Below are 25363 nucleotides of genomic sequence, written 5' to 3' on the forward strand. Positions count from 1 at the left end.
GCTCCCACAGTGGATGATGGTCTACACACCGTTGCATTCACAACATCAGACCCTGTGGGAGCTGGCTTGCCAGCGATAAGGCCGTAATAGACACCAGAAATGTAATGGGTCCTACCGCTATCACAACCGAAACCGATCCACCGACCGCGCCAACTGCCCCGCCAGATTCGACAATTCATCGGTAGTCGTCGCCGTCTGCCCGATCACCCGGCTATTGCCCTCGCTCATTCCCGCAATCATCTCCACCTGATGGGCGATTTCGTTACTGGCCATGCTCTGCTCGCCAATCGTGCGCGTAATGTCATTGACCAGTTGCGTGGTGCTCAGCGTGGCATCAAGGATTTCGCGGATCGCCCGCTCGACTTCCGCCGTCACCGCCATCCCCTTGTCAACCTGCGCCACGCCCGCCTCCATGCTGCTGACCGCCTCGCGCGTGCTGTTCTGAATGCGCGCAACCATCGCTGCAATTTCCTGGGTCGAGGCGCTGGTGCGTGCAGCCAGACTGCGCACTTCATCGGCGACCACGGCAAAGCCACGGCCCTGGTCACCCGCCCGCGCCGCCTCGATCGCCGCGTTGAGAGCCAGCAGGTTGGTCTGGTCGGCGATGCTCTTGATCACCTGAATGATGTTAAAGATCGCCTCGGATTCCTGGTCCAGCGTGCGGATCACCTGCGCTGACTGCTGCGCCGAACGGGCGATGTCGTCCATATCGCTGACCACCTGGTGGATCACCCCGCCCCCCTCCTTGGCCAGGTTTTCGGCCTGATTGGCCATGCTCAGGGCGCGTTCGGCGTGACGGGTGATTTCTTCGATGCTGGCAGTCATTTGGCTGGCGGCGGCCGCCATGGTCCCCGCCGCGACGCTTTGCCGCTGGCTGCTGTCGGCGACCTGATGGCAGCCGTGGCTGAGCTGCTCGCTCATGCCGCTGACACCGTGGGCGTTGCGTCGAACCACGTCGATCATGTTGCGCAGGTCGCGCTGCATGGTCGCCAATGTGCGGATCAAGACGCTGGCTTCGTCCTTGCCGCCGGGCTCGACAATCGGCTCGCTGAGATTGCCATGGGCAATGCTCTCGGCGATGCGGCTGGCAGACTTCAGCGGCCCGAGGATGCTGCGCATCACCCAGCGGCCCTGGACCAGCAGCAACAGCAGACCGGCGATCAGCACGACGCCGAGGGCGAGATTGGCATTGCGAATGGCCGCTTCGGTGCCTTCGCTGGTTTGCCGGGTGTTGGTTTCGATCAACTCGCTGAGCGCCGCCATTTGCTCTTCGAGCTGAGTAAAGGCGCTATTGAACGTGCCCAGCTGCTGTTGCGCGGCATCCGGATTTTCCAGTGCCACGCCGACGATCTGCTCGGCGGATTTGATGTAGGTATCGAGGCTCGGCTTGATCTGCTCCAGCGCCGTGCGCAACTGCGGGTTGATCGGCAGCTTCAGGTTGTCACCCAGCACTTCACGAAAATGCCCGGCGTGCTCAGTGAGCGAATCGCGCACCTCAGCCGCACTTCCGGTGCTTTTGCCCAGGCCGACCAGCATCGCCGAATAGACATCGGCGCGCAGGGCGTCGTGCATCATGTCGGCTTCCATGTGATTGCGCAGCGCGCTCATGCTCACCGTGTTATCGCCGACCGCCGTGGCCATCCGCAGATTGCCGACGTAACTGACCAGACTCACGATCAGCGCCGTCAGCAGGCTGGTCGCAATCAGCAACACCAAACGCAGTTTGATCGACACCGTGGAATCTCCCGTGGGCACGCTGGATTGCGCTTGTCGGATTTCAGTTAAGCCTATGTACAGGGAACTGCCGACACAGAGCGTATCGGCTGATGTCAGCGGCGACTTGAATCCGGCAAAACTTTTGCATCGAGCGGCCAGTCACACCTTGCAGCACCGCTGGATAACGCCTTCATCGCCGGTTAATCGCGGCAGGCTATCAATCCGGCGTCTCGAACATTCATGCAGCTGAAGGAAACGCTTATGAAACGCGCACTGTGGTTTGGTCTGCTCGGCACCCTGGCAATCGGCACCGCACAGGCGGCAACGGAGAAAGTCGCGATCAATCTGGTCAGCGCCGACGGTGCGCCGCAGGCGATCGGCTCGATCACTGTCAGCGAGACGCCGTACGGTCTGCTGTTCACCCCGGACTTGAAATCGTTGCCGGCCGGCATTCATGGTTTCCATGTTCATGAAAACGGCAGTTGCGAAGCGGGCATGAAGGATGGTGTCAAAGGCGCGGCGCTGGCCGCTGGCGGACACTTCGATCCGGCGAAAACCGGCAAGCACCTTGGCCCGTACGCCGATGGGCACCTGGGGGATCTGCCGGCGGTGTACGTGACGGCTGACGGTGTCGCCAATTATCCGGTGCTGGCGCCGCGTCTGAAGAAGCTGTCAGAGATCAAGGGCCACGCCCTGATGATTCACGCCGGCGGCGATAACCATTCCGACATGCCCAAGCCACTGGGCGGTGGCGGTGATCGCATGGGCTGCGGGGTGATCTGATCCCTCAGCGCGGCGTGCGACGCCAGCGCGTCAACACCAGCAAGGACAGCCCGGCGCCCAGCAGCGCCAGGGCCATGTCCTTCTGCGAATCCCACGGATCATTCTGCGCACCGACGAAAGCCTGGCCGGTGTCATCGCCCAGATAAGCGCCGCCCACCCACTCGATCAATTCGTACAACGCCGACGTCGCCAGCACCACATTCAAGGTCAACAGCGCCAGCCATGCGCCGCGCAACGGTGTCAGGCGCAGCAGCATTTCGCGCATCGGCCAGACCAGCAGCAATCCATAGCTCAGGTGCACCAACCGATCATAGTGATTGCGCTCCAGGCCCAAGACTTTGTTGACGCTGACGCCGGTCAACAGCGTGCTCCATTGATCGTAGGGCACGCGGGAATAGGTGTAATGCGCGCCGACTTCATGGATGCACAGGAACGCGAAGATCATCCCCAGCGACAGTGTCGACAGGCGAAAACGCCGATGCGTCAAGAGCAGGGTCAATACCAGCGCCAGCGCCAGGACATTTTCCAATAGCCAGTCGACACGGCTGCGTGGGGAGATGCCGAGAGCAAAGGTCAGGAAGACGAATCCGCCGAGCAATAGCGCTTCGATTCGCGTGTCTGCCGGGCGGGCTACATTGTCGCTGACGCTGACGAGCATGGGGTCGATTCTCAACAATACGGGCAAGCGGTAGACCTTTCCCGGTTTTGCCCGGTTCCTCGCCGCTGCGTTTTCGACGCTTACGGAACTCCGGTGCACGGCGCACCTCTGAGCTAATGTAGTCCCTTCCCTTTTTGCTTAGCGCTTGTGGAGGAACACGTCATGCGCAAGTTAGTCCTGATTTCTTCTCTTATGCTTTGCCTGCCGGTCGGTTCGGCACTGGCCCGCGTCGATGCGGGTGACGTCGCCACATCGGCAGGTGTTTCCGCGTCGCTGTACTCGACCTTCAAGGACGACAAAATGGTGATTCCGGCCCGTGACGACGTGTCTGCGTTTGTCGCCAGCGGCGGGGCCATTCGTGGGGTTTATCTTGAGTCGGTACTGCAACAGGTGCGTCAGGCCAACCCTGGCTTGAACGCCAGCGATGAAGACCTGGCCAACGCCATCCTGGTGCAATACGAAGGCGTACATCAGTAGTCACCAGGGACGCAGCGGCCGATGGATGGCCGCTGAGTGCGCATAGGCAAAACCGTCCGACGGCCTCTATGATGGAGGCCATGACGACGACCGTACCCTTGCGTTCCCCCTGCCCACCCGGCGCCTGCATCTGCGGGCGCGATCCGTTGCTGGAATCGCCCGGCGCGGATCTGCGCATCCTGCGCCTGACTCGCGCCGAGGAAAAAATCCTCCTCGCGCGCCTGGAACAACTCAAAGATCTCGACGACCTCAAACGCCTGCAACAGCGCATGTACGAGCAACTCGGCATCCGCGTCGACGTTGCCCCTGGTTTCAACGAAGTACGCACCATGCGCGGCATTGCCATTCAGATCGGCGAATTACCGGGCCTGTGTCGCAAGACCCGGGCGGCGATCCCGGCGGCGATTCGCAAGGGCCTGGAAAACCACCCGCAAATCGCCTTCGAACTGCTCAACGCCCACGACTTGCTGCGCGACACCTGATCACTTTTTCATGCCGACGCGCTTGCGCATCTCGGCGGTGATGGTCTGACGGGTTTTCTTCATGTCCGCCCAAGGTTCATCGCCGACCTCGGTCAGACGCTCGTGAACGTTGTAGATGTTCCAGTGATTACCGCCCTTGATTTCAGCGACTTCCTCTCGGTACAGCGGCACCGACACCGGCATGCCTTCCCGCGCGCGTGCGGCGTAGGCGCAAATGGTGGTGGCGCCGAGGCCGTTGCGCAGGTAATCGATGAAGATCCGCCCGACGCGGTTTTTCGGCCCGGACACCGCTGAAATACGATCCGGCAGCAACTTGGCCATGTGGCTGACGATGGCGTGGCTGAAGTCCTTCACTTCGTCCCAGCCATGCTTGCGGGTCAATGGCACCACCAAGTGAATGCCTTTGCCGCCGCTGGTTTTCAGGAAGGCTTTGAGGCCCAACTCATCGAGCACGGTGAGGGTCAGTGCGGTGGCTTCCACCATGCTTTTCCATGGCAGCGCCGGGTCCGGGTCGAGGTCGAGGACGAAGCGATCGGGCTTGTCCAGATCCACTTTCGTGGCATTCCAGGTGTGCAGCTCCACCGTGCTCATCTGCACCGCGCCCACCAGCGCTTCGGGATTGTTGATCATCATTACCGGCTGGCCGGTAACGTCCTTGTCCAGTGCGGTGATGCCGGGAATGGCCAGGCGGTCGGCGTTCTTCTGAAAGAACAATTCGCCAGCGATGCCGTCCGGCGCACGCACCAGTGCCACGGGGCGATCCTTGAGTTGCGGCAGGATGTATTCGGCGACGCTGGCGTAATACTGCGCCAGTTGCATTTTGGTCGTGCCGCTGACGGCGTCGATCACCCGATCGGGGTGGGTGATGCGTACCTTGCCGCCGGCCAGTCCTGATTGCGACGGTGCAGTCTCGGCTTTTTTGCTGGCGGCGGTTTTCTTTGCCGGCTGCTTGTCGGCGGCTTTGGTCTTTTCGGTTTTTTCGGTCTTTTCGGACTTGGCAGCTTTCACAGGCTTCGCTCGCTCCTCAGTAATGTCCTTGGCAGGTTTGTCATCGCGCAAACCATGGAAGACGGCGTGGCGCACCGAACCGTCCTTGGTCATTTCGGCGAATGCCACCTCCGCCAACAATTTTGGTTTGAGCCAATGCACGCCCTTGGCCTCGAAACCGCTGGGCGGATTGACCACCGCCGCGCTTTTGGTTTGCAACGGTTTGAGTTGGGCGAGGATGCTTTTCAATGTAGTTTCGTTAAACCCGGTGCCGACCTTGCCGGCGTAACGCAACTCGCCGCTGTCACGGTCGTGCAGGCCCAGCAGCAAGGCACCGAAAGCACTGCGCGCACCTTTCGGATCGGTATAGCCGACGATGACGAATTCCTGGCGATGCTTGCATTTGAGCTTGATCCAGTCGCCGCTGCGCCGCGACACGTAAGGCGAGCCGAGACGCTTGCCGATCAGGCCTTCCATCTGCATCTGACAGGCGCTGTTGAGCAGCGCGTCCGGGGTTTCCTCGAAAGCTTCGGAGAAGCGCAGCGTTGACGATTCTTTCTGCGCGCCGAGGATGGTGCTCAGCGCGGCACGGCGTTCTTCGACCGGTACGTCGCGCAGGTCGACGCCATTGAGATACGGCACGTCGAACAGGTAATAGACGATGTTGCCGCTGCGCCCGGCATCGAAGGCATTCTGCAGCGCCTGAAAGTCCGGAACGCCCTGCTCGTTGGCCACGACCATTTCGCCGTCCAGCCAGGCCGATTCCAGCCCCAGCGCCGCCAGTGCCTTGGCCTGCTGCGGCAGTTTGTGCGTCCAGTCATGGCCATTGCGGGTGAACAGTTGCACCTCATCGTGATCGATCCGCGCCATGATCCGGTAGCCGTCGAATTTGATCTCGTAGCTCCACTGCCCTTCAGGCGCGCTGTCGACCAGCGTCGCCAGTTCCGGCTTGATCAGCGCCGGCAACTTGGCCTTGCGTGCGCCGGTAAGCTGCCCGGACGCCTGCTTGCGCGGCTTGGCCGGGGCTTTCTTCACGGGTTTGGCCTTATCGGCGGCAGTCGCCGATTTGCCGACAATCGTGCGCTCGCTGAGCACGCTGTCGGGCTCGGCGACCAGCACGTCGAAATCATCCTGCGGTCGCGCGGCGTTGTCCTGATGCTTGATCAGGAACCATTGCTCCTTCTTGCCCGGCATGTGCGTGCGCACCAGATTCCACACGCCGCCGAGCTTCTCGCCTTGCAGCTCGAACTTGAGCCGGCCCTTGGCGTAGGCCTTGTGCGGATCCTCGAGCGGAATCCACACGCCGCGATCCCAGACGATCACATCACCGGCCCCGTAATGCCCCTCGGGAATGCTGCCTTCGAACGTCGCATAATCGAGCGGATGATCCTCGACATGAATGGCCAGACGCTTGACCGAGGGATCCAGCGACGGCCCCTTCGGCACCGCCCAGCTCTTCAACGCGCCATCCAGTTCCAGGCGAAAGTCATAATGCAGGTGCGAAGCGTCGTGCTTCTGGATGCAGAACTGCAGCGCATGATCCTTGGCCGACTTGCGGCCCGAGCGCTTGACCGCGGCCGGTTCCGAAGTCGCAGAAAAATCACGCATGCGGTTGTAATCGTCGAGGTTCCTGTTCATGAGCACACCGATGGCAGACGGGTTCTGTTATGCAGAAGAGCGATACGGCGGCGGAAAAATTCAATCGACATAAAAAAGCCCCAGACGGATGGAATGGCCGGGGCTGTTGATGTCCGGGTTTTTTACAGCGGGTCAGGCTTGCCCTTTGGCCTGCTGTTCCAGATGGACCTGCAGATCCGGATCAATCTGTAAGGCCGCGGCCAGCTCATCGAGATAACTGCGTTCGGCGTCCTGTTGGTCGTCCACCAGCATGACGCTGGCCAGGTACATTTCGGCGGCTACGGCCGGATCACCATTAGCCGATTGCGCCACTTCGCTGGGATCCAGCGGCTTGGCGACTTCGGCGTCGAGCCATTGCTGCAACTGCGGGTCGGCGGTGTGTTTGCCGATTTCGCTGCTGATCAAGTGTTTTTCCGCTTCATCGATGCGCCCGTCAGCCTTGGCCGCGGCGATCAAGGCGCGCAGTACTGCGTGGCTGTGGGTTTCGATTTGCGGGCCGGCGAGCAGGTCGGCGGTTTGTGGCAGTTCTTGCGGCGCTTTGCTGGCCTGGCTGCGTTGCCAGGCTTGATACGCCTGGTAGGCCATCATCCCCAGCGAAGCGAGTGCGGCGTAATTGGTGCCGCCGGAACGACTTCGGCTACCGCCACCAAGAGCGCTTCCCAACCCGCCACCGCCGAGCAAGCCGCCGAGCAAACCACCCAGGCCGCCGAGGCCACCCGCAGCAGCCACGCTGCCCGCTCCGGTCTGACTGCCGCCGCCCAACAAGCCGCCAAGCAATCCGCCCAGGCCCTCGCCGGCTGAAGCCCCACGTTGTTGTCCCGCCGAGGCCTGGCCTCGCAGCAGTTGTTCGAGCAAATCGCTGGTGTTCATGACGTCATCCTCAAGGCCCCGGCCCGATTGCGTCAGGCAACAATAGACCGGCACGGCCATAGCGCCAGCACCGTTGGGCTGACGCCCGATAATCGATAAATCGCCGCGCGAGAAATTTTCCGCGAGCCAGCTAAGATTCAAGGGTGGTGAACCTTATCCTGGCCAAACCGGTCGATAGCTGCAACCCGACCCGGTTTGCCGGCGCCCTTTCTGACGATGGGCGATCCCGGCTTGCTTCACTTTCTGGAGAACGCCCCCGTGATATCCACCGTACACATCGCCAGGCTCAAAGCATGGGGCGCCCATGGTTTTACCGCGACCGGAGTGGTCACAGCCTTTCTGGCGACCCTCGCCCTGCTGGAAAACCAGCCGATCCATTGCCTGATGTGGCTGGGCGTGGCGCTGATCGTCGACGGCCTCGACGGCGCACTGGCGCGCAAGGTCAATGTGCAATCGGTGCTGCCGAGTTTCGACGGTTCGATCCTTGATCTGGTCATCGATTACCTGACGTATGTTTTCATCCCGGCACTGTTTATCTACCGCTACATTCCCCTGCCCGACTACACCCTGCTGCTGACGGTGTCAGTGATTCTGGTGTCGTCGCTGTTCTGCTTCTGCAACGTCAACATGAAGAGCAAGGACAACTACTTTGTCGGTTTCCCGGCGGCCTGGAACGTGGTTGCGCTGTGCCTGTACATCATTGGCCCGGGGCCGTGGATCACCTTTCTCACCGTGATCGGTCTGGCATTGCTGACGGTGACACGGATGAAGTTCCTGCACCCGTTCCGCGTGCGTCGTTTCATGCCAATCAATATCGCGGTGACGGCGATCTGGCTGTTATGCAGCCTTTCGCTGGTGCTCAATCACCCGGTAATCAACCCGCTGGTGATGGGCTTGTGGTTGCTGATGTCGGCTTATTTCCTGGGGATCTGCATCTGGCGCACGGCGCTGGAGTGGTTTGATCGACCACAGGTGAAATAGGAACCTGGACTGAAATACATATCCTGTGGGAGCGGGCTTGCTCGCTCCCACATTCGATTGTCGTAGCCTGACGAATCGAATCGAACGTCAGCGCTTGGTAATCACCACTTCCAGATACTCACTCGGCACCACCAGTGACGTCTCTCCCGCTCGATTCGATCGGTTGAGCAACTCGGTCAGATCCTCCTCCAGCGCTTGCCCGGCCTCCGGCGACAGCACCGCAAATGCCTTGTGCACCGGCCCGTACCAGTGGCGGAAGATGTCAATGAAATGCGCCGCCGAGCGATAGCGGAAATTGAACTGGCTGCGGGTGACCCGAACAAGAAAATCGCGATCATCGAACTGCTTGTGCAGCCATGCATCCGAGCCCCAGTTCGATGGTGGCTGGGCAACCGCAGGCGGTGGCAGATGCTGGCCGAGAATTTTGAACATCTGCCCGACGAAGCCCTCCGGCGTCCAGTTCGCCATCCCGATCCGCCCGCCGCGACGACAAACCCGTCCCAACTCACTCGCAGCAGTCGCCTGATCGGGCGCAAACATTACACCAAACGTGGACAGTACGGCGTCGTAGCTCTCGTCGGGAAACGGCAGTGCCTCGGCATCGGCTACCTGAAAAATCACCTCGAGATGCTCGGCCCGCGCGCGGTCCTGACCACGCTCCAGCAGTGCGGCGACGTAATCGGTCGAAGTCACCACACAACCGCGCCGCGCCGCTGCCAGGGTTGCGTTGCCGTTACCGGCGGCGACATCCAGCACTTGCTCATCGCAGCGCAGATCGCAGGCCTCGGCGAGGCTTTCGCCGACGATTTGCAAGGTGGTACCGATCACGGCGTAGTCGCCACTGGCCCAAGCAACTTTCTGACGTTCCTTCAGGGCAGTGAGATCAATCGGGGTACTCATGACAGCGAGCTCCGTGGCAGAGAGAAAGCACAGGCTGCGACGCGGACCGTGCTTGCTCACTATCGCGCCGAGGCTGCCCGGCGTCCCTGTCAATCGTCCGGCGAGCCCAGAAATAGGGCACTTTGCCGATGAGTGGCGCAAATCTGTCAAGCACCTGATACACCTTGCGCATTGCCAGCGTCGCGGGATTGGTTTCTGATGCCGGTTCGCCTCTGAAACGGATCTGACTGATGGCATTGCAACTGGATTGGCTCGCCGCACACATGCAGCACAGCGATCGCTATGCGGCGTGGATTCACCAACAATTTCATTACGAATACGCCGATCAACCTTTGGCTCGATGGCAACGAGAATTTGCCGAAGGCCAAAGCAATGGCGATTGGTCATGCCTGATTGCCCTCGACGGTGAGCGACTGCTCGGCGGTGCGGCACTGGCGCGGGATGACCTCGCTGATCGACCCGATCTCGGACCCTGGCTGGCCTGTGTCTTCGTGGATCCCGAGGCGCGGGGTCAAGGCCTGGCCGAGCGGTTGATTGAAGGGATATGCGAAGAGGCGAAAAAACGCGGGGTGGCGCGCCTGTATCTGCATACGCAGGACAAACACGACTACTACGGCAGACGCGGTTGGCAGTTTTTGGAGCGTTTCCGGGCGTGGGAGAAAACACAATGGCTCATGGTCCGCGACCTCTGAGCCATTGCGTTGTCTTGATCAGGCGGCCGGTGCCCTGGCCTCCTCCAGCAATTGCTTGATCATCTGCTCCTGCTCGGCATAGCGACCTTCACCAAAGTGGCTGTAACGCACCTGGCCCTTGGCGTCGATGAGGTAATGCGCCGGCCAGTATTGATTGTCGAAGTGGCGCCAGATCGCGTAGTCGTTGTCGATCGCTACCGGGTAGGTGATGCCGAGCTTTTTCACCTGTTCCTTGACGTTGTCGATGATGCGCTCGTAGCCGTATTCAGGCGTATGCACGCCGATGACCACGAGGCCGTCCTTCTCGTATTTCTTCGCCCAGTCTTTGACGTACGGCAGGGTGTGCTGGCAGTTGATGCAGTCGTAGGTCCAGAAGTCGACCAGCACCACTTTGCCGCGCAGGGATTCAGCGTTGAGCTCCGGCGAGTTGAGCCACTGCACAGCGCCTGACAGCGACGGCATCGCGCCCTGGGCTTGGTCCAGCATCGAATCGGCGCGGACCTTGCTGACAAAGTAGTCGACCACTTTCGGCACGTTCTCCAGAACGTTTTTCTCGACGCTGGCCACGCCTTCCGAAGAGGTACTGGCGAGCAGGGTTTTGTCAGCGCCGGTCGAAATCACCGCGACCGTAGCAAGTACCGCAACCCCGGCACCACGGCGCAACCAGCCACTGAACGGGATCGATGGTTTCAGCCGATTGACCAGACCGCGCCCGGCGAAAATCAACGTACCCAAGGACAAGGCACTGCCGACGCCATAAGCCAGCAGCAACAGGCTGGTCTGCGCATTGGCGCCTTGCAGCATCGCGCCGGTGAGAATCACCCCAAGAATCGGCCCGGCACAAGGCGCCCACAACAGGCCAGTGGCGACACCGAGCATGATCGAGCCCATCGGCCCCGCTCGTTTGCGCGTGTCTTGATCGAGGCGATTGCCCAGCGCGACAAAGGGCCGGGTCAACCAGTCACCAACCCGGGCCGAGATCAGCGACAGGGCGAACAATGCCATCACGAACAAGGCAATGTGGCGGCCGGTGTTGCTGGCCTGGATCACCCACTCGCTGCTGACCACGGCGAGGCTGGAGATCAGCGCAAAGGTCAATGCCATGCCGGCGAGGGTCAGCAAGATCGAGGAGCGTGTACGGTTGGCGCCAGCGAACAGAAACGGTACCACCGGCAGGATGCACGGACTGAGGACGGTGAGAAGACCGCCGAGAAATGCGATGAGGTACATAGGGTCACCTTGAAATGGGGGCTGGGCGCGCAACCGGGCAGCGAGGGAAACGCCCCTCGCTAGCCTGCTTTATTTACGCCATGGCTCATGCGGTCTGGCCGTCGAGCAACTGCCCTTGCGGCGTGCGACTGGCACCGTTCTCCGCGACCAGTTGGCCCTGCGGCGTGCGGCTTGAGCCATCAGCGGCAAGCGTCTGTCCCTGCGGTGTACGGCTGGAGCCGTCAGCGGCGATCAAGGCATCGCTGCCCTCCTTCGCTACCGTGGTCAGCTGGAAGCAGGTGCTGCTGGCGCAACTGCTTTGTTCTACAGCACTGTTGGCGTGAGCGGCGGCACCGGTGTAGGCGAAGGCGGCTGCGGTCAGAAAGCGCGAGACGTTGTTCATGGCAAAACTCCTTGCAGAAAAAGTGGGGGTGACTCAGTTCTGGTTGTTGCAGCCGTCAGCGAATTTGCTGTAATCCAGCTCGCGGGTTTTGCCGGCTGAATCGAGGTAGGTCATGCGCGCTTCGGTGATGCCGCAGGTCACCGAAGTGTCCTCGGTCATCGACAGCACTTTCTGGATATCCAGATGCGTGCCGTAGGTGTAGGTTTGCCGGCTGACGTCAGCTTCGGCGTGGGCCGACAGGGTGCAGATGTTCAGAGCGGCGAACAGGCAGGCGGCGAATACGGATTTGTTGTTCATGGTGTAGTCCTCAAGGCTTCAGTGGGTTTGAGCCGAGGCGGTCTGTGTGTGCCTCGATGGAGCCTATTTGAGGCCTTCGAGGTATCGCGTCTGTGTCAGGAAAGGACGAGAATCACTCGTTGTGTATCCATGCAGTGTGTAGATACACAGGGATACAAAACCCCGAAAAAATCGTGATTTTGCGTCGGTGTGTATCCGCCGTTGCGGCAGATACACTGCAATACAAAGGCAGGCAGGCGTGCGGTCAACGGCGCTATAGACTGCACGGCATTCCCCTTTTACAGAGGCTTGAACCGATGGAACATGTCGATCACATTCTCATCGTCGACGACGACCGCGAGATCCGTGAACTGGTAGGCAACTACCTGAAGAAAAACGGTCTGCGCACGACAGTCGTCGCCGATGGCCGGCAGATGCGCAGTTTTCTCGATGCCAATACCGTCGACCTGATCGTGCTCGACATCATGATGCCCGGCGACGATGGTCTGCAGCTGTGCCGCGAATTGCGCGTCGGCAAACACAAGGCGACGCCGGTGCTGATGCTCACCGCGCGCAACGATGAGACCGACCGCATCATCGGCCTGGAAATGGGCGCCGACGATTACCTGACCAAACCCTTCGCCGCCCGTGAACTGCTGGCGCGGATCAACGCTGTGTTGCGCCGCACACGCATGTTGCCGCCGAACCTGGTGGTCACCGAAGCCGGACGTCTGCTGGCGTTCGGTCGTTGGCAACTGGATACCTCGGCCCGGCACCTGCTCGACAGTGACGGCACCATGGTTGCTCTCAGTGGCGCCGAATATCGCTTGTTGCGGGTATTTCTCGACCACCCGCAACGAGTGCTCAGCCGCGATCAACTGCTCAACCTGACCCAGGGCCGCGAGGCCGATCTGTTCGATCGTTCCATTGATCTGCTGGTGAGCCGTTTGCGTCAGCGGCTGCTCGACGATGCCCGTGAGCCGGCCTATATCAAGACCGTGCGCAGTGAAGGTTATGTGTTTTCGCTGCCGGTCGAACTGCTCGGGGCGTCGGCATGAAACTGAAGCTGCAATGGCCGCGTACCCTTGCCTCGCGCCTGTCGCTGATCTTTCTGATCGGGCTGATTCTGGCGCAGGGCCTGTCGTTCGGCGCGCAGTATTACGAGCGTTACCAGAGCGCGAAAAGCACCATGCTCGGCAACCTCGAAACCGACGTCTCGACCTCGATGGCGATCCTCGATCGCCTGCCCGCCGCCGAACGCGAAGCCTGGTTGCCGCGTCTGGCCCGGCGCAACTACGGCTACCTGCTCAATGAGGGGGAACCGGGCATGCCGGTGACCTCGGCTGAAAAGTCCGTTGCAATCGCCTCGATTACGGCCGCCATCGGCGACACTTATCCCATCGTGTTTACCGAAGTTCCCGGCGGTCCGAGACAACATTTCCAGGGCCACTTGCGCCTGAGCGACGGCAGCCCGGTGACCATCGATATCCGTCCGGCGATGGTGCCGTTGTCGCCGTGGTTGCCGGTGGTGCTGCTCGGCCAACTGGCGTTGCTGATCCTCTGCACCTGGCTGGCCGTGCGCATCGCCATCCGTCCCCTCACCCGCCTCGCAAACGCGGTGGAAACCCTCGACCCCAACGCCCACCCGATCAAACTCGACGAGCAAGGGCCGACCGAAGTGGTCCACGCCGCACGGGCCTTCAACGCAATGCAGACGCGCATCGCCGCCTACCTCAAAGAACGCATGCAACTGCTGGCGGCGATTTCCCATGACCTGCAAACGCCGATCACCCGGATGAAATTGCGCGCAGAGTTCATGGACGACTCGGTCGAGAAAGACAAACTGAGCAGCGATCTCGGCGAGATCGAGCATCTGGTGCGCGAAGGCGTGGCGTATGCCCGCAGCATTCACGGCGCCACCGAAGAAAGCCGCCGTACCGATCTCGACTCGTTCCTTGACAGCCTGGTCTTCGACTATCAGGACATGGGCAAGGACGTGCAGCTCGGCGGCAAAAGCAAAGCGGTAATCGAAACCCGTCCGCAAGCCCTGCGTCGGGTGCTGGTGAACCTGACCGACAACGCCCTGAAATTCGCCGGCGCCGCGCAATTGCAGGTCGAAGCGCAGGGCAACAGCCTGTCGGTGAAAGTCCTTGATCGCGGCCCGGGCATCGCCGAGGCCGAACTGGCGCAGGTGCTGGAACCGTTCTACCGCGTGGAAAACTCGCGCAATCGCGACACCGGCGGTACCGGGCTCGGATTGGCGATCGCCCAGCAATTGGCGATGGCGCTGGGTGGCTCGCTGCTGTTGAGCAATCGTGAAGGCGGCGGGCTGTGCGCTGAACTGAAGTTGCCGCTGCACGGCTGACAGCCACTGTTTAAATTTCCCTCCTGCCGCCCTGCTGTTTCCATCCGAACAGCAGGCATCTGCCTACAACCTCGCCGGAATTTCCCGACTGTTGCGCCCGGGCGAAGCCCCCTATGGTTATGCATGCGCAGACGCCTCGCTACTGTCAGACCTGACAGTAGCGAGGCGTCTGCCCTGTGCTGTTTGATGACGGCTCGCGAACCGTAACGAGGATCAGCCATGACTCTGCTCGAATCCGTCACCCAGGTATGTCATCGGCTGGCGCCCGGCGGCTGGCGTTCGCTGATGTTGGCCCATGGCCTTGATCTGTTGGCAGAGCCACTGGCAGCCGAGCTGCGACGACCACTGACGGTTAATCGCTGCCTGAGCGGATTCGAAGATTTCGACCCCGACGGAGTCTGCGCAATCGAAGCGGCGGCGCCCTCGCGCAGCTTGCTGTATCACGCGCTGGCATCACCGCAAGTGACCGTCGACGAAACCGGAACGGATCTGCTGCTGTTGCCGACTCAGGGCGAAATCGAAACCGTTCTGAACTATGTCTACAGCATCGCCCCGCCCACCCTCGATCAACTGCGCCTGACCGCCGCTGGCGCGCCCTTGGCGGTAGTGGCCTTTGCCAGTGAATATCGCTGCGCGGCCGACACCGTGCACGGCCGACACGCCGATCTTTGCTTTTCGCGCACCGGCATTGCCCGCGTCGGCACGATGCCTGCCCGGTATGACGCCAGACAGCGATGCTTCCTGCCCTTTGTCGACGGCGACGCCCATGGCATCCGGGTCATGCCGGTGCGCTACAGCGCGTACATTGCCATGCAATTGCGTGGTGATGCGCAGCGCTTCGGGCCGATGGACTTTCAGGCCGACGTCGATCCCGAGCTGGATTTCTGGGTGCCGCTGCACAAGCTGTTCGATGGCGACCAGTGCCTGGCCGGCCTGCAACTGGCGGTGACCCTGGAAAATCATCAGATCAACGAGAAGTTGCGGCACATCCATTTACGTCACAGTGGCACCGGCTGGGCGGAACCGCAGATCAGCCAGCCGCCCTTTGTCGTGACCGATGATCTGGCTGCCTGGGCAACTGTGGAGGATTTCGGCACCGGCCTGCTGCTGCCAGAGCCGAAAGCACGGCTGGTCGAGCCCGCCAGACTCGAGGGCCGACCGCTATCGTTTCTGATGCCAGCCAACACCGGCGGCATGGTGCATGGCCGACACAAGGTTGACGCAGACGGCAGCATCAATGATTTGAACAACCACCCCGATGTCGAAGCGCTGGTGCGTGCAGGCGGTTATGAGGCCCTGCACTACCAAGACGCGACAGCTGACGGATGGGTTCGGCCACACTGCCCGGTCCTCAACGACCTGCTGCCGACGGTGGCTGCCTATTCGATTATCGGCCCTCCGGATTTTTACCCACTGTGCAGTCAGCGCAAACTGCTGCGCTGGGTCCGCGAAGAGCCGCTTTTCCCCGATCCCGACATTTGGCACGCCCGCCTCGAAGCGCTTTCCAACGTGCGGTATTGCGCCAACCTGAATTTCAAGGATCAGTTGTTTTCTGACAAGGATCGAGGGGTGACGGCGATTGTCGCTTCGGCTGAACCGCGCCTGCGCGCGTCATCGCATATGCCGCTCGCTCAGAGTTCGCGACCTTCCTCGCTGCCCGACGGCGCCGCCGGGGTTTTCGGTCCGGGCTGGGAAGTAGGCTGGATTCGACAGAAAACTTCCGATGCGCAATGGATCAATGTGTTGGCCGGCTATCAGATGGCAAGCCCGTTTCCCGAAGATGCGAAAATCTGCGCGGCTCTGGGCTCCTTCTGGCCGGGGGTGGCACCGGACTCGGTGCGCGTTTTCGAACCACGTTCAAGTCTGCACACCATCATCCCGTTGACCGATCAGGAAATTAACCAGCACGGAGCCATTGCCTGGGACGATCAGCCGGGTCCGCAACTCATCGTTCAAGACAATCGCCTGTTTGCCCAGTACCACGCCTATGCCCACGCCGATTACACCCAGGTCGCCCTGGACGGGCTTTTTTCCCTGAGCCTGACCGGCCGCACATCACAACCCGCGTATGAGCGGCGGGTCGTTTCGATGCATCGGGTTTATCAGGTGCTTGGCGCTGACGATGACAACGCCCAGCGCAATGCCTGGCCGCTGCTGTCGTTTCTCGAGGTGCAGCAACCGGACAACGAACTCGATACGGCCCAGCAGGAAGCCGGCGTTGTTCTCGAGGGCTGGGTGCAGCGTTTTTCGATGTACAAGCGCGGGGCTGTCAGCACTGCCGATGATGATTTCAAATTGCGTCACGTCGAAGTGGAGCGACAGGTCCTGTTGTTCGTCAGCGCCGATACCATCCTGATGAAACAGGATGCAGGGGCCTGGCAGATCGCTGATGAAACACTTTGATGTTGTGGTGATTGGCGCAGGCCCTGCGGGCTGCGCCAGCGCCATCAGTTGTGCCCGCCGAGGGTTGCGCGTGGCTTTGCTCGAACGGCACGCGTTTCCCCGATTCCGCCCCGGCGAAAGCCTGCATCCGGGGATCGAACCGTTATTGCGACAGCTCGGCATCGCCGATCTGCTCGGTGCCTCGTCGACTCTGCCCTTTGAAGGCCAATGGGTGCACTGGCACGGCCCGGCGCGTTTCAACGCTTTCGGCACGGATGCAAATGGCCCATGGCGCGGCTTCCATATCAGCCGCGCGCAATTGGACAGGGCGTTGTTGCAGCAAGCGGCGTCCACGGGGGTCGAGGTGTATCAGCCATGTCGGGCGCAGCAGGTGCTCACCCATGGGCGCCGAGTCATCGGTGTGGAGACCGACAGCGGCTGCCTTTCTGCCTCGTATTTGATCGACGCCAGTGGAGCTACCGGCTGGCTTGGCCGCAAACTGCACCTGACGGAACAAATCGATTCTCCTGCGTTGGTGGCTCGCTACGGTTATTTGCAGGGTCGCTGCGAGCCCTACGCAAGCCATCCGCATTTGCTGGCTACCCCTGATGGCTGGACCTGGATCGCTCAGGTCAAGGCACAGTTGCTGCACTGGACACACCTGACGCTGGAAGCCGAGGCTACGCCGGGGATAAATCCTTGCCTGCGAATATTGCCCGCAGACCTGCAGGCATTACCGCAGGCGGGCCCGATACGCGGTGCGGATGTGAGCTGGCGCATAAGCGAGGTTGTGGCCGGTGATGGGTACTTTCTTGTGGGTGATGCTGCAAGCCGGCTCGACCCGGCTTCGGCGCACGGGGTGCTCAAGGCGTTGATGAGCGGCATGCAGGCCGCTCAAGCCATTCACGACGGCTGGTTCCGACCGCTACTGCGACCGCTCGCACAAGCACAGTATCAGCGATGGCTGCGCTGCTGGTATGAACACGACCTGACACAGCTGCGCAGTTTCTATGGTCAACACCCGTTCCCGCCCCGATGGCTGGGCACTGATTGAGCAAAAGGAGTCTAGACTCATTCATTACCCAGTCGAGGGGGCCGCAGGACTTCTGCTGTGCCCTGCCCCTATCCGTGACCACCGCCCGGTGGCGCCTGCCTCGACATTCAACGCCGCCGGACGGTGATCCTGTTTCAGGAGCACACGTGATGAATGAGGCGAAGCTCAACGAATTCATGGGCAAACTGGTCAACGACATGGGTGGCGCGGCGATGCTGGCCAATGTCATCGTTGGCGAAGAGCTCGGTCTGTACCGGGCCATGGCCGACAGCCAACCGATCAGCCCCGAAGCCCTCGCAGCCAAAACCACCTGCAATCCGCGCCTGGTGCGCGAATGGCTCAGCGCCCATGCCGCATCGGGCTATATGGAACACCTTGACGGTCAGTTTCGCTTGCCGGAAGAACAGGCGCTGGCGCTCGCCGTGGAAGATTCCCCCGTGTACGTCGCCGGTGGACTCGGCGTGGTGGCGTCGTTTTTCCATGATAAAGACAAACTGGTCAAAGCCATGCGCGGCAATGGTGGTCTGTCCTGGGGCGATCACCACCCCTGTATGTTCAGCGGCACCGAACGCTTCTTCCGCCCCGGCTACAAAGGTCATCTGATCGCTGAATGGCTACCGGCACTGGACGGTGTAGTGGCCAGACTGGAGCGCGGCGCCAAGGTTGCCGACGTCGGCTGCGGACACGGCGCCTCGACGGTGATCATGGCTCAGGCGTTTCCCAAATCGCAGTTTTTCGGCTTCGACTTCCACGCGCCGTCAGTCACGGTCGCCACGCAACGCGCCGAAGAAGGTGGTGTGGGCGACCGCGCCACATTTTTCGAGGGCACGGCAAAAAACTACCCCCGTGGCGACTACGACCTGATTTGCTTTTTCGACTGCCTGCACGACATGGGCGACCCGGTCGGTGCTGCTCGGCATGCTTACGCATCGCTGAAAGACGATGGCACGGTGTTGCTGGTCGAACCGTTCGCCAACGACAAACTGGACGACAATCTCAACGCGGTCGGGCGTCTGTTCTACGCCGCCTCGACATTTATCTGCACACCCAATTCGCTGTCTCAGGAAGTCGGCCTGGGGCTCGGTGCACAAGCCGGGGAAATGCGCTTGCGCAAGGTATTCACCGAGGCTGGGTTCAAGCAGTTCCGTCGCGCCACGCAGACACCGTTCAACCTGATTCTGGAGGCGCGCAAGTAACCGATGCGGATCGCGTGCTAACCTGCGGGCACTGCCCATTCTGGAGTGCTGAGCATGCTTGACAGCCCGATCCGCGAACACTTCGACACGCTATTGCAGGCCATGGCCGAGGATAATTTTCTGGTATTGACCGGCGCTGGCATCAGCACGCCCTCGGGGATTCCGGACTACCGCGACAGCGACGGCGTCCGTCGCGGGCGGCAGCCGATGATGTATCAGGAGTTTCTCGCCGCCCCGGAATCACGCCGGCGCTACTGGGCACGGGCGATGCTCGGCTGGCCGCGCGTGCGCCAGGCCCGGCCGAACGCCGCGCATGAGGCGCTGGCGACGCTGCAGCAGCGAGGCCGGATCAGCGCGTTGATCACGCAGAATGTCGACACCCTGCACGATCAGGCCGGTAGCCACGATGTCATCGAACTGCATGGCAGGCTGGATCGTGTGCTGTGTCTGGATTGCGGGCAGCGCAGCCAGCGCGATGTGATCCAGCAGCAGATGGAAGCACAGAACCCCTATTTGAGAGGCGTCGACGCGATGCAGGCGCCGGATGGCGATACCTTGCTGGATCCAGCATTTGAAGCGCGCTTTCAGGTGCCGCAGTGCCCCCATTGCGCAGGTGAGCGGATGAAGCCGGATGTAGTGTTTTTCGGCGAAAACGTGGCGCAGCCGACGGCGGCACGGGCGATGGCGGCTGCCGAGAATGCAGCGGGGTTGCTGGTGGTGGGGTCGTCGTTGATGGCGTATTCGGCGTTTCGCCTGTGCCGGGTCATCGCCGAACGGGGCAAGCCGCTGATTGCGATCAACCTGGGCAAAACCCGCGCGGATGATCTGCTCGATTTGAAGATTGAAGGATCATGCGAAGCGCTGCTGCCGTTGCTGGCACAGCGACTCGACGCCTGAAACTCTATTGCAGGGGAGATCAGGGAAATAGACGTTCACTCAGGTTTTCCTGCTGGAGAATATCGAACAAGGCCTGCGCCGCCGCCGACAGCTCATTGCCCGGTTCGGTCAACACACCAATTGCCCGCTCGACCGAATCATTCAAGGTCAGACAGTGCGCGCCCAGCTCGCGCATTTGCCCCGCACACAACGCCGGCACCGCGCTGACTCCGAGCCCGCTGGCCACCATCCGGCCGACCGTTGCCAATTGGTGACTTTCGAATTCCACCGGCAATTTCATTCCACGCGCCTGCAGATGCTCTTCCAGCATGACCCGCACCGTCGATGGCCGCTGCAGGGTGATGAACGGTTCCTGCAGCAGGGTTTGCCAGTCGATATCAGAGCGCTCGGCCAACGCTGAATCCGCTGGCACCACAGCGACAAAACGGTCGACATACAACGGTGTGAAGTTCATCGAAGTGCTTTGCATCGGCGCGAACGCCACGCCAAGCTCGACCTGGCGATCGCGGACCATTTCCAGCACCTGCTCGTTGATCACGTCATTGACCGTCACGTTGACGTTTGGATAACGCGCGCGAAAAGTCTTGAGGATCGGCGGCAGCAGATTGCCGGCGAACGAAGGCATCGCCGCCAGCGTCACGCGCCCCCGTTGCAGGCTGAAACGCTGACGCATTTCGTCTTCGGCGTTGTCCCAGTCGGCAATCAACCGGCGCGCCAGCGGCAGCAGAGACTCGCCTTCCGGGGTCAGCGCGACATTCCGGGTGTTGCGGCTGAACAGTCGACCGCCGAGGCCCTCTTCCAGCGCTTTGATGGTCAGGCTGAGCGCCGATTGCGACAGGTGCAAGCGCTCGCAAGCCACGGCAAAGCTCAGGCTATGGGCGACGGCGAGAAAGGCACGGATCTGTTTGATGGTCATGGTCGCTTTGCTCCAGTTGCAAGCGTCAAGCTTTAAGCTGCAAGTCGTGATTACTGATCGTTCCCATGCTCTGCGTGGGAACGCAGCCCGTGACGCTCCACGTCACTGGACGCAGAGCGTCCCTAGAGGCATTCCCACGCAGAGCATGGGAACGATCATCTCAGCCACTGGTGAGTTTTATCAATCAATCAACCGTAAAAATCAACTTAACAAATATATCCCACAGAGCGACACTCCAGTCATTCGGCTAGCCAGCCGCCCGCAAATAATAAAAGAGGTGCCTATGGCAGGTTTCGACAAGCGTGTGTATTCCTACGAGGAAGCGATGGCCGGGCTGGAAGACGGCATGACCGTCATCGCCGGCGGCTTCGGCCTGTGCGGCATTCCGGAAAACCTGATCGCCGAGATCAAGCGCAAGGGCACCCGTGACCTCACCGTGGTTTCCAACAACTGCGGCGTCGACGGCTTCGGCCTCGGCGTGCTGCTCACCGACCGCCAAATCAGCAAAGTCATCGCCTCTTACGTCGGCGAAAACAAACTGTTCGAAGAGCAACTGCTCAAGGGCGACATCGAAGTCATCCTCACCCCGCAAGGCACCCTGGCCGAGAAGATGCGCGCGGGCGGTGCCGGCATTCCGGCGTTCTTCACTGCCACAGGCGTCGGCACCCCGGTTGCCGAAGGCAAGGAAGTGCGTGAATTCAAAGGGCGAAAGTACCTGATGGAAGAGTCCATCACCGGCGACTTCGCCATCGTCAAAGGCTGGAAGGCCGACCATTTCGGTAACGTCGTTTACCGCCACACCGCGCAGAACTTCAACCCGCTGGCCGCCACCGCCGGCAAGATCACCGTGGTCGAAGTCGAAGAAATCGTCGAACCCGGCGAACTCGACCCGACGCAAATCCATACCCCGGGCATCTACGTCGACCGGGTCATTTGCGGCACGTTCGAAAAACGCATCGAACAGCGCACCATCCGCAAATAATTCAGGCCTACGGAGAACAACAACATGGCACTCACCCGCGAACAAATGGCTCAGCGCGTCGCCCGCGAAATGCAGGACGGCTACTACGTCAACCTCGGCATCGGCATTCCGACCCTGGTCGCCAACTACATCCCCGAAGGCATGGAAGTCATGCTGCAATCGGAAAACGGCCTGCTCGGCATGGGCCCGTTCCCGACCGAAGAAACCATCGATGCCGACATGATCAACGCCGGCAAACAAACCGTGACTGCGCGAATCGGCGCGTCGATCTTCAATTCCGCCGAATCCTTCGCGATGATCCGCGGCGGCCATGTCGACCTGACCGTCCTTGGTGCCTTTGAAGTGGACGTCGAAGGCAACATCGCTTCGTGGATGATCCCGGGCAAGCTGGTCAAGGGCATGGGCGGCGCCATGGATCTGGTGGCCGGTGCCGACAACATCATTGTCATCATGACCCACGCATCGAAGGACGGTGAGTCCAAGCTGCTGGCCAAATGCAGCCTGCCGCTGACCGGCGCCGGTTGCATCAAACGCGTGCTGACTGACCTCGCCTATCTGGAAATCGAAAATGGCGCTTTTGTCCTCAAGGAACGCGCACCTGGCGTCAGCGTTGAAGAAATCGTCGCCAAAACCGCTGGTAAACTGATCGTCCCGGATCACGTACCGGAAATGCAGTTCGCTGCCGAGTGAGGAATTCGAAAATGCAAGACGTCGTCATTGTTGCCGCCACGCGTACCGCGATCGGCAGTTTTCAGGGCTCTCTGGCCAATGTATCCGCAGTCGATCTGGGCGCGGCGGTGATCCGCCAGTTGCTCGAGCAGACCGGACTGGACGGTGCGCAGGTCGATGAAGTGATCATGGGTCAGGTGCTGACCGCCGGTGCCGGGCAGAACCCGGCACGTCAGGCCGCGATCAAGGCTGGTCTGCCCCACGCGGTACCGGCGATGACCCTGAACAAGGTCTGCGGTTCGGGCCTGAAGGCGCTGCATCTGGGCGCGCAGGCGATTCGTTGCGGCGACGCCGAGGTGATCATTGCCGGCGGCCAGGAAAACATGAGCCTGTCCAACTACATCATGCCGGGCGCCCGCACCGGTCTGCGCATGGGCCACGCGCAAATCGTCGACACCATGATCAGCGATGGCCTGTGGGATGCGTTCAACGATTACCACATGGGCATCACTGCCGAGAATCTGGTCGAAAAGTATGAGATCAGCCGCGAACAGCAGGACGCCTTCGCTGCCGCGTCCCAGCAAAAAGCTGCGGCTGCGATCGAGGCCGGGCGCTTCGTTGATGAAATCACGCCGATCCTGATTCCCCAGCGCAAAGGCGATCCGGTGGCGTTCAAGGTCGATGAGCAGCCACGCGGCGATACCACCGCAGAATCCTTGGCGAAACTGCGCCCCGCGTTCAAAAAGGACGGCAGTGTCACCGCTGGCAACGCCTCATCGCTGAACGATGGCGCTGCTGCCGTGATTCTGATGAGTGCCGAGAAAGCCAAAGCGCTGGGCCTGCCGGTTCTGGCGAAAATCGCTGCCTACGCCAATGCTGGCGTCGACCCGGCGATCATGGGCATAGGCCCGGTATCGGCCACCCGCCGCTGCCTGGACAAGGCCGGCTGGAGCATCGATCAGCTCGACCTGATCGAGGCCAACGAAGCGTTCGCCGCGCAATCGCTGGCCGTGGCCAAGGACCTGCAATGGGATCTGGCCAAGGTCAACGTCAACGGCGGCGCCATCGCCCTCGGCCACCCGATCGGCGCATCAGGCTGCCGCGTGCTGGTGACATTGCTGCACGAAATGCTCAAACGCGATGCGAAAAAAGGTCTGGCGACCCTGTGCATCGGCGGCGGTCAGGGCGTGGCTTTGGCGCTGGAACGCGCCTGATACAGAGTTCAAGGTTGACGGCGGATCCACGACATCCGCTGTTGGCTGGCAACAAAAAACCCGGTGCGATTTGCGTTGCACCGGGTTTCTTTTTGCCTGTCCCAAATCGGCGGTGAATGTTCTGGCCCCTTCGCGAGCAGGCTCGCTCCCACATTCTTCAACGCATTTCTCTGTGGGAGCGAGCCTGCTCGCGAAAGCGCTTGTTCAGCCGCCAACCACTCAAGGCTTGCGCAGCAGATAGGTATCCATGATCCACCCATGCTCCGCCCGCGCCGCTTTGCGCACCCGTTTGATCTCATCGGCCACATCCGCCAGCCTGCCGCGGATCAGTATCTCGTCTGGCGTGCCCAGGTAAGCGCCCCAGAAAATCTCGGTCTGCCGATCTGCCACCTGCTGATAGGAATCTTCGGCATCGAGCATCACCACCAGACTGTCCGTCTCACTCACCTGCCCCGCCGCCAAACGCCGGCCTGTGGTGATTTCTACCGAGCGGCTAATCGTGTTCAAGGGTATTTTGTGCTGCGCAGCCAGGGCCTGAACGCTGGTGATCCCCGGTATCACCTCGTATTCAAACTCACGGCGGCCTGATGACTGGATCGCCTGAAGAATCCGCAACGTGCTGTCGTACAGCGCCGGATCGCCCCAGATCAGGAAACCGCCGCACTGGCCGTCAGACAATTCTTCATCGATCAGCCGCTCGAAGGTCTGTTGCTTGGCGCGGTTCAGTGTATCGACGCTCGCCGTGTAGTCGACATCGCCGCGCTCGCGCTCCGGACTGCTGGCTTCGACGAAGCGATAAGCGTGATCGGTAATGTAGCGCTCGCAAATCTCGCGGCGCAGATCGATCAGCGTCTGCTTGCTCTGGCCTTTATCCAGCAGGAAGAATACATCGACCCGGTTCAGCGCTTTCACCGCCTGCATCGTGATGTAGTCAGGATTGCCGGCGCCGATGCCGATGACCAGCAGCTGTTTCATCAGAATTCCTCTTCGAGGGCCATGCCCGGCAAGCGTAGGCGCCAGATGCCATTGAAGCGCAGGTCGATCGTCGCCAGCGGCTCGATGTCGATCGCATTGAACGCCGCGCTTTGCAGCACCTGCGTCAGCGCTGCGCGCATGACGAACGGATGAGTGATTGCCACGACATGCCCCGGCGTTGCAGCGATTGTGTCCAGCCACGTCGCTACTCGCTGCATCAGTTGCGAGACCGATTCGCCGCCATGGGGCATCATTTCTGGATCGGCCAGCCAGGCTTGCAACGCGTCGGCGTGATTGGCCTGCAAATCCTTGATCGATTGGCCGTGCCAGTGTCCCCAATCGCAATCGCGCAGGCTCTGGTCGATTTCGGCATCGGCCCCCAACCACGCTGCTGTTTGCCGAGTCCGCAACTCCGGCCCGCAAATCAACTGCCGTGGCGGGGCGAACCGCGCCTTGAACGCGTCAGAAACCTCAGGCAAATCTTCAACAGGCTCATTCGTAGGAAAACGCGCCAGTTTCTGTGCGACGGTTCGTGCATGGCAAATCAATGTCAAACGGCTACTTGGCACAAGCAGGTTTCTCGGTTGAAAGTTGAAACAAGCGACGGCAGAGCCGATCCGCTAGTCATTGTGCCGCAAACC

General features: G+C 61.0%; 25 protein-coding genes and 1 pseudogene. 14 read left to right on the forward strand and 12 right to left on the reverse strand.

Going from position 1 to position 25363, the window contains the following annotated elements; translation table 11 throughout:
- Positions 1 to 120 precede the first annotated feature (120 nt).
- Together ACMYUN_RS03915 and ACMYUN_RS03920 are read right to left on the reverse strand one after the other, a co-directional pair.
- Positions 121 to 984, reverse strand: coding sequence for a methyl-accepting chemotaxis protein (locus ACMYUN_RS03915; RefSeq protein ID WP_415763955.1), 864 nt, complete (start codon positions 982 to 984; stop codon positions 121 to 123).
- A pseudogene (locus ACMYUN_RS03920) lies at positions 979 to 1755 on the reverse strand (MCP four helix bundle domain-containing protein); the annotation flags it as partial. The gene ACMYUN_RS03915 and the pseudogene ACMYUN_RS03920, both read right to left, overlap by 6 nt.
- Positions 1756 to 1977: 222 nt before the next feature.
- Here ACMYUN_RS03920 and sodC point away from each other — a divergent pair.
- Positions 1978 to 2499: a superoxide dismutase [Cu-Zn] SodC gene (gene sodC, locus ACMYUN_RS03925; RefSeq protein WP_415762954.1), complete on the forward strand. Its 522-nt coding sequence runs from the start codon at positions 1978 to 1980 to the stop codon at positions 2497 to 2499.
- A 4-nt stretch (positions 2500 to 2503) separates the two neighbouring features.
- Here the strand turns inward: sodC and ACMYUN_RS03930 are convergent, their stop codons facing one another.
- A complete protein-coding gene (locus ACMYUN_RS03930) occupies positions 2504 to 3157 on the reverse strand; it encodes a DUF2238 domain-containing protein (RefSeq protein ID WP_415762956.1) in 654 nt (217 codons plus the stop codon).
- Positions 3158 to 3319: 162 nt separating this feature from the next.
- Between ACMYUN_RS03930 and ACMYUN_RS03935 the strand changes: the two genes are divergently transcribed.
- Positions 3320 to 3634 carry a DUF2388 domain-containing protein gene (locus ACMYUN_RS03935; protein WP_039762352.1) on the forward strand — a complete coding sequence of 105 codons (315 nt, stop codon included), beginning with the start codon at positions 3320 to 3322 and terminating at the stop codon, positions 3632 to 3634.
- 80 nt (positions 3635 to 3714) lie between these two features.
- Positions 3715 to 4116, forward strand: a complete 402-nt coding sequence (locus tag ACMYUN_RS03940; protein ID WP_165368441.1) for a hypothetical protein — start codon at positions 3715 to 3717, stop codon at positions 4114 to 4116.
- Here the strand turns inward: ACMYUN_RS03940 and ligD are convergent, their stop codons facing one another.
- Together ligD and ACMYUN_RS03950 are read right to left on the reverse strand one after the other, a co-directional pair.
- Positions 4117 to 6741 carry a DNA ligase D gene (ligD, locus tag ACMYUN_RS03945; RefSeq protein ID WP_130000144.1) on the reverse strand — a complete coding sequence of 875 codons (2625 nt, stop codon included), beginning with the start codon at positions 6739 to 6741 and terminating at the stop codon, positions 4117 to 4119.
- Between the two features lie 132 nt (positions 6742 to 6873).
- Positions 6874 to 7611, reverse strand: coding sequence for a tellurite resistance TerB family protein (locus ACMYUN_RS03950; RefSeq protein ID WP_415762959.1), 738 nt, complete (start codon positions 7609 to 7611; stop codon positions 6874 to 6876).
- 258 nt (positions 7612 to 7869) lie between these two features.
- Between ACMYUN_RS03950 and pcsA the strand changes: the two genes are divergently transcribed.
- Positions 7870 to 8592 (forward strand): phosphatidylcholine synthase, encoded by a 723-nt coding sequence (gene pcsA, locus ACMYUN_RS03955; RefSeq protein ID WP_130000142.1) that lies wholly within the window; start codon positions 7870 to 7872, stop codon positions 8590 to 8592.
- A gap of 87 nt (positions 8593 to 8679) precedes the next feature.
- Here the strand turns inward: pcsA and ACMYUN_RS03960 are convergent, their stop codons facing one another.
- Positions 8680 to 9492, reverse strand: coding sequence for a class I SAM-dependent methyltransferase (locus tag ACMYUN_RS03960; RefSeq protein WP_130000141.1), 813 nt, complete (start codon positions 9490 to 9492; stop codon positions 8680 to 8682).
- Between the two features lie 230 nt (positions 9493 to 9722).
- Between ACMYUN_RS03960 and ACMYUN_RS03965 the strand changes: the two genes are divergently transcribed.
- A complete protein-coding gene (locus tag ACMYUN_RS03965) occupies positions 9723 to 10184 on the forward strand; it encodes a GNAT family N-acetyltransferase (RefSeq protein ID WP_415762961.1) in 462 nt (153 codons plus the stop codon).
- Between the two features lie 18 nt (positions 10185 to 10202).
- Here ACMYUN_RS03965 and ACMYUN_RS03970 read toward each other — a convergent pair whose 3' ends face one another.
- The 3 genes from ACMYUN_RS03970 to ACMYUN_RS03980 form a co-directional block, all read right to left on the reverse strand.
- Positions 10203 to 11414 carry a cytochrome c biogenesis protein DipZ gene (locus ACMYUN_RS03970; RefSeq protein ID WP_310408872.1) on the reverse strand — a complete coding sequence of 404 codons (1212 nt, stop codon included), beginning with the start codon at positions 11412 to 11414 and terminating at the stop codon, positions 10203 to 10205.
- Positions 11415 to 11499: 85 nt separating this feature from the next.
- Complete coding sequence (locus ACMYUN_RS03975) at positions 11500 to 11796, reverse strand: hypothetical protein (RefSeq protein ID WP_415762963.1); 297 nt, start codon at positions 11794 to 11796, stop codon at positions 11500 to 11502.
- Between the two features lie 33 nt (positions 11797 to 11829).
- On the reverse strand, positions 11830 to 12093 hold the full coding sequence (locus ACMYUN_RS03980; protein ID WP_016775158.1) for a DUF2790 domain-containing protein: 264 nt from the start codon (positions 12091 to 12093) through the stop codon (positions 11830 to 11832).
- A 296-nt stretch (positions 12094 to 12389) separates the two neighbouring features.
- Here ACMYUN_RS03980 and ACMYUN_RS03985 point away from each other — a divergent pair, with 296 nt between their 5' ends.
- The 6 genes from ACMYUN_RS03985 to ACMYUN_RS04010 all read left to right on the forward strand — a co-directional run bounded on the left by ACMYUN_RS03985 (position 12390) and on the right by ACMYUN_RS04010 (position 19966).
- Positions 12390 to 13130 carry a response regulator gene (locus ACMYUN_RS03985; protein WP_039762337.1) on the forward strand — a complete coding sequence of 247 codons (741 nt, stop codon included), beginning with the start codon at positions 12390 to 12392 and terminating at the stop codon, positions 13128 to 13130.
- Positions 13127 to 14437, forward strand: a complete 1311-nt coding sequence (locus tag ACMYUN_RS03990) for an ATP-binding protein (protein WP_039762335.1) — start codon at positions 13127 to 13129, stop codon at positions 14435 to 14437. The genes ACMYUN_RS03985 and ACMYUN_RS03990 overlap by 4 nt, the downstream gene beginning before the upstream one ends.
- 219 nt (positions 14438 to 14656) lie before the next feature.
- Positions 14657 to 16840, forward strand: coding sequence for a hypothetical protein (locus tag ACMYUN_RS03995; protein WP_415762966.1), 2184 nt, complete (start codon positions 14657 to 14659; stop codon positions 16838 to 16840).
- Positions 16827 to 17873: an NAD(P)/FAD-dependent oxidoreductase gene (locus tag ACMYUN_RS04000; protein WP_415762967.1), complete on the forward strand. Its 1047-nt coding sequence runs from the start codon at positions 16827 to 16829 to the stop codon at positions 17871 to 17873. Before ACMYUN_RS03995 ends, ACMYUN_RS04000 begins: the two co-directional genes overlap by 14 nt.
- Before the next feature lie 149 nt (positions 17874 to 18022).
- Entirely contained in the window at positions 18023 to 19069 is a 1047-nt protein-coding gene (locus tag ACMYUN_RS04005) for a class I SAM-dependent methyltransferase (protein ID WP_039762328.1), read from the forward strand.
- 54 nt (positions 19070 to 19123) lie between these two features.
- Entirely contained in the window at positions 19124 to 19966 is an 843-nt protein-coding gene (locus ACMYUN_RS04010) for an NAD-dependent protein deacetylase (RefSeq protein WP_039762325.1), read from the forward strand.
- A 19-nt stretch (positions 19967 to 19985) separates the two neighbouring features.
- Here ACMYUN_RS04010 and ACMYUN_RS04015 read toward each other — a convergent pair whose 3' ends face one another.
- The gene (locus tag ACMYUN_RS04015) at positions 19986 to 20882 is read right to left on the reverse strand and encodes a LysR substrate-binding domain-containing protein (protein ID WP_415762969.1); all 897 of its coding nucleotides are present in this window, start codon (positions 20880 to 20882) and stop codon (positions 19986 to 19988) included.
- 283 nt (positions 20883 to 21165) lie between these two features.
- On the opposite strand from ACMYUN_RS04015, the gene ACMYUN_RS04020 reads away from it, so the two are divergent.
- The 3 genes from ACMYUN_RS04020 to ACMYUN_RS04030 are packed head-to-tail and all read left to right on the forward strand — an operon-like array spanning position 21166 to position 23747.
- Complete coding sequence (locus tag ACMYUN_RS04020) at positions 21166 to 21864, forward strand: CoA transferase subunit A (RefSeq protein WP_076567492.1); 699 nt, start codon at positions 21166 to 21168, stop codon at positions 21862 to 21864.
- Positions 21865 to 21888: 24 nt separating this feature from the next.
- Positions 21889 to 22554: a CoA transferase subunit B gene (locus ACMYUN_RS04025; protein ID WP_039762320.1), complete on the forward strand. Its 666-nt coding sequence runs from the start codon at positions 21889 to 21891 to the stop codon at positions 22552 to 22554.
- Positions 22555 to 22565: 11 nt separating this feature from the next.
- Entirely contained in the window at positions 22566 to 23747 is a 1182-nt protein-coding gene (locus ACMYUN_RS04030) for an acetyl-CoA C-acetyltransferase (RefSeq protein ID WP_415762970.1), read from the forward strand.
- Positions 23748 to 23966: 219 nt separating this feature from the next.
- Here ACMYUN_RS04030 and cobF read toward each other — a convergent pair whose 3' ends face one another.
- Together cobF and ACMYUN_RS04040 are read right to left on the reverse strand one after the other, a co-directional pair.
- Positions 23967 to 24722, reverse strand: coding sequence for a precorrin-6A synthase (deacetylating) (cobF, locus tag ACMYUN_RS04035; protein WP_415762972.1), 756 nt, complete (start codon positions 24720 to 24722; stop codon positions 23967 to 23969).
- On the reverse strand, positions 24722 to 25291 hold the full coding sequence (locus ACMYUN_RS04040; RefSeq protein ID WP_415762974.1) for a histidine phosphatase family protein: 570 nt from the start codon (positions 25289 to 25291) through the stop codon (positions 24722 to 24724). Before ACMYUN_RS04040 ends, cobF begins: the two co-directional genes overlap by 1 nt.
- Positions 25292 to 25363 lie beyond the last annotated feature (72 nt).

The organism is Pseudomonas sp. CP4 (assembly GCF_047758505.1).
Taxonomy (GTDB): domain Bacteria; phylum Pseudomonadota; class Gammaproteobacteria; order Pseudomonadales; family Pseudomonadaceae; genus Aquipseudomonas; species Aquipseudomonas fluorescens_AO.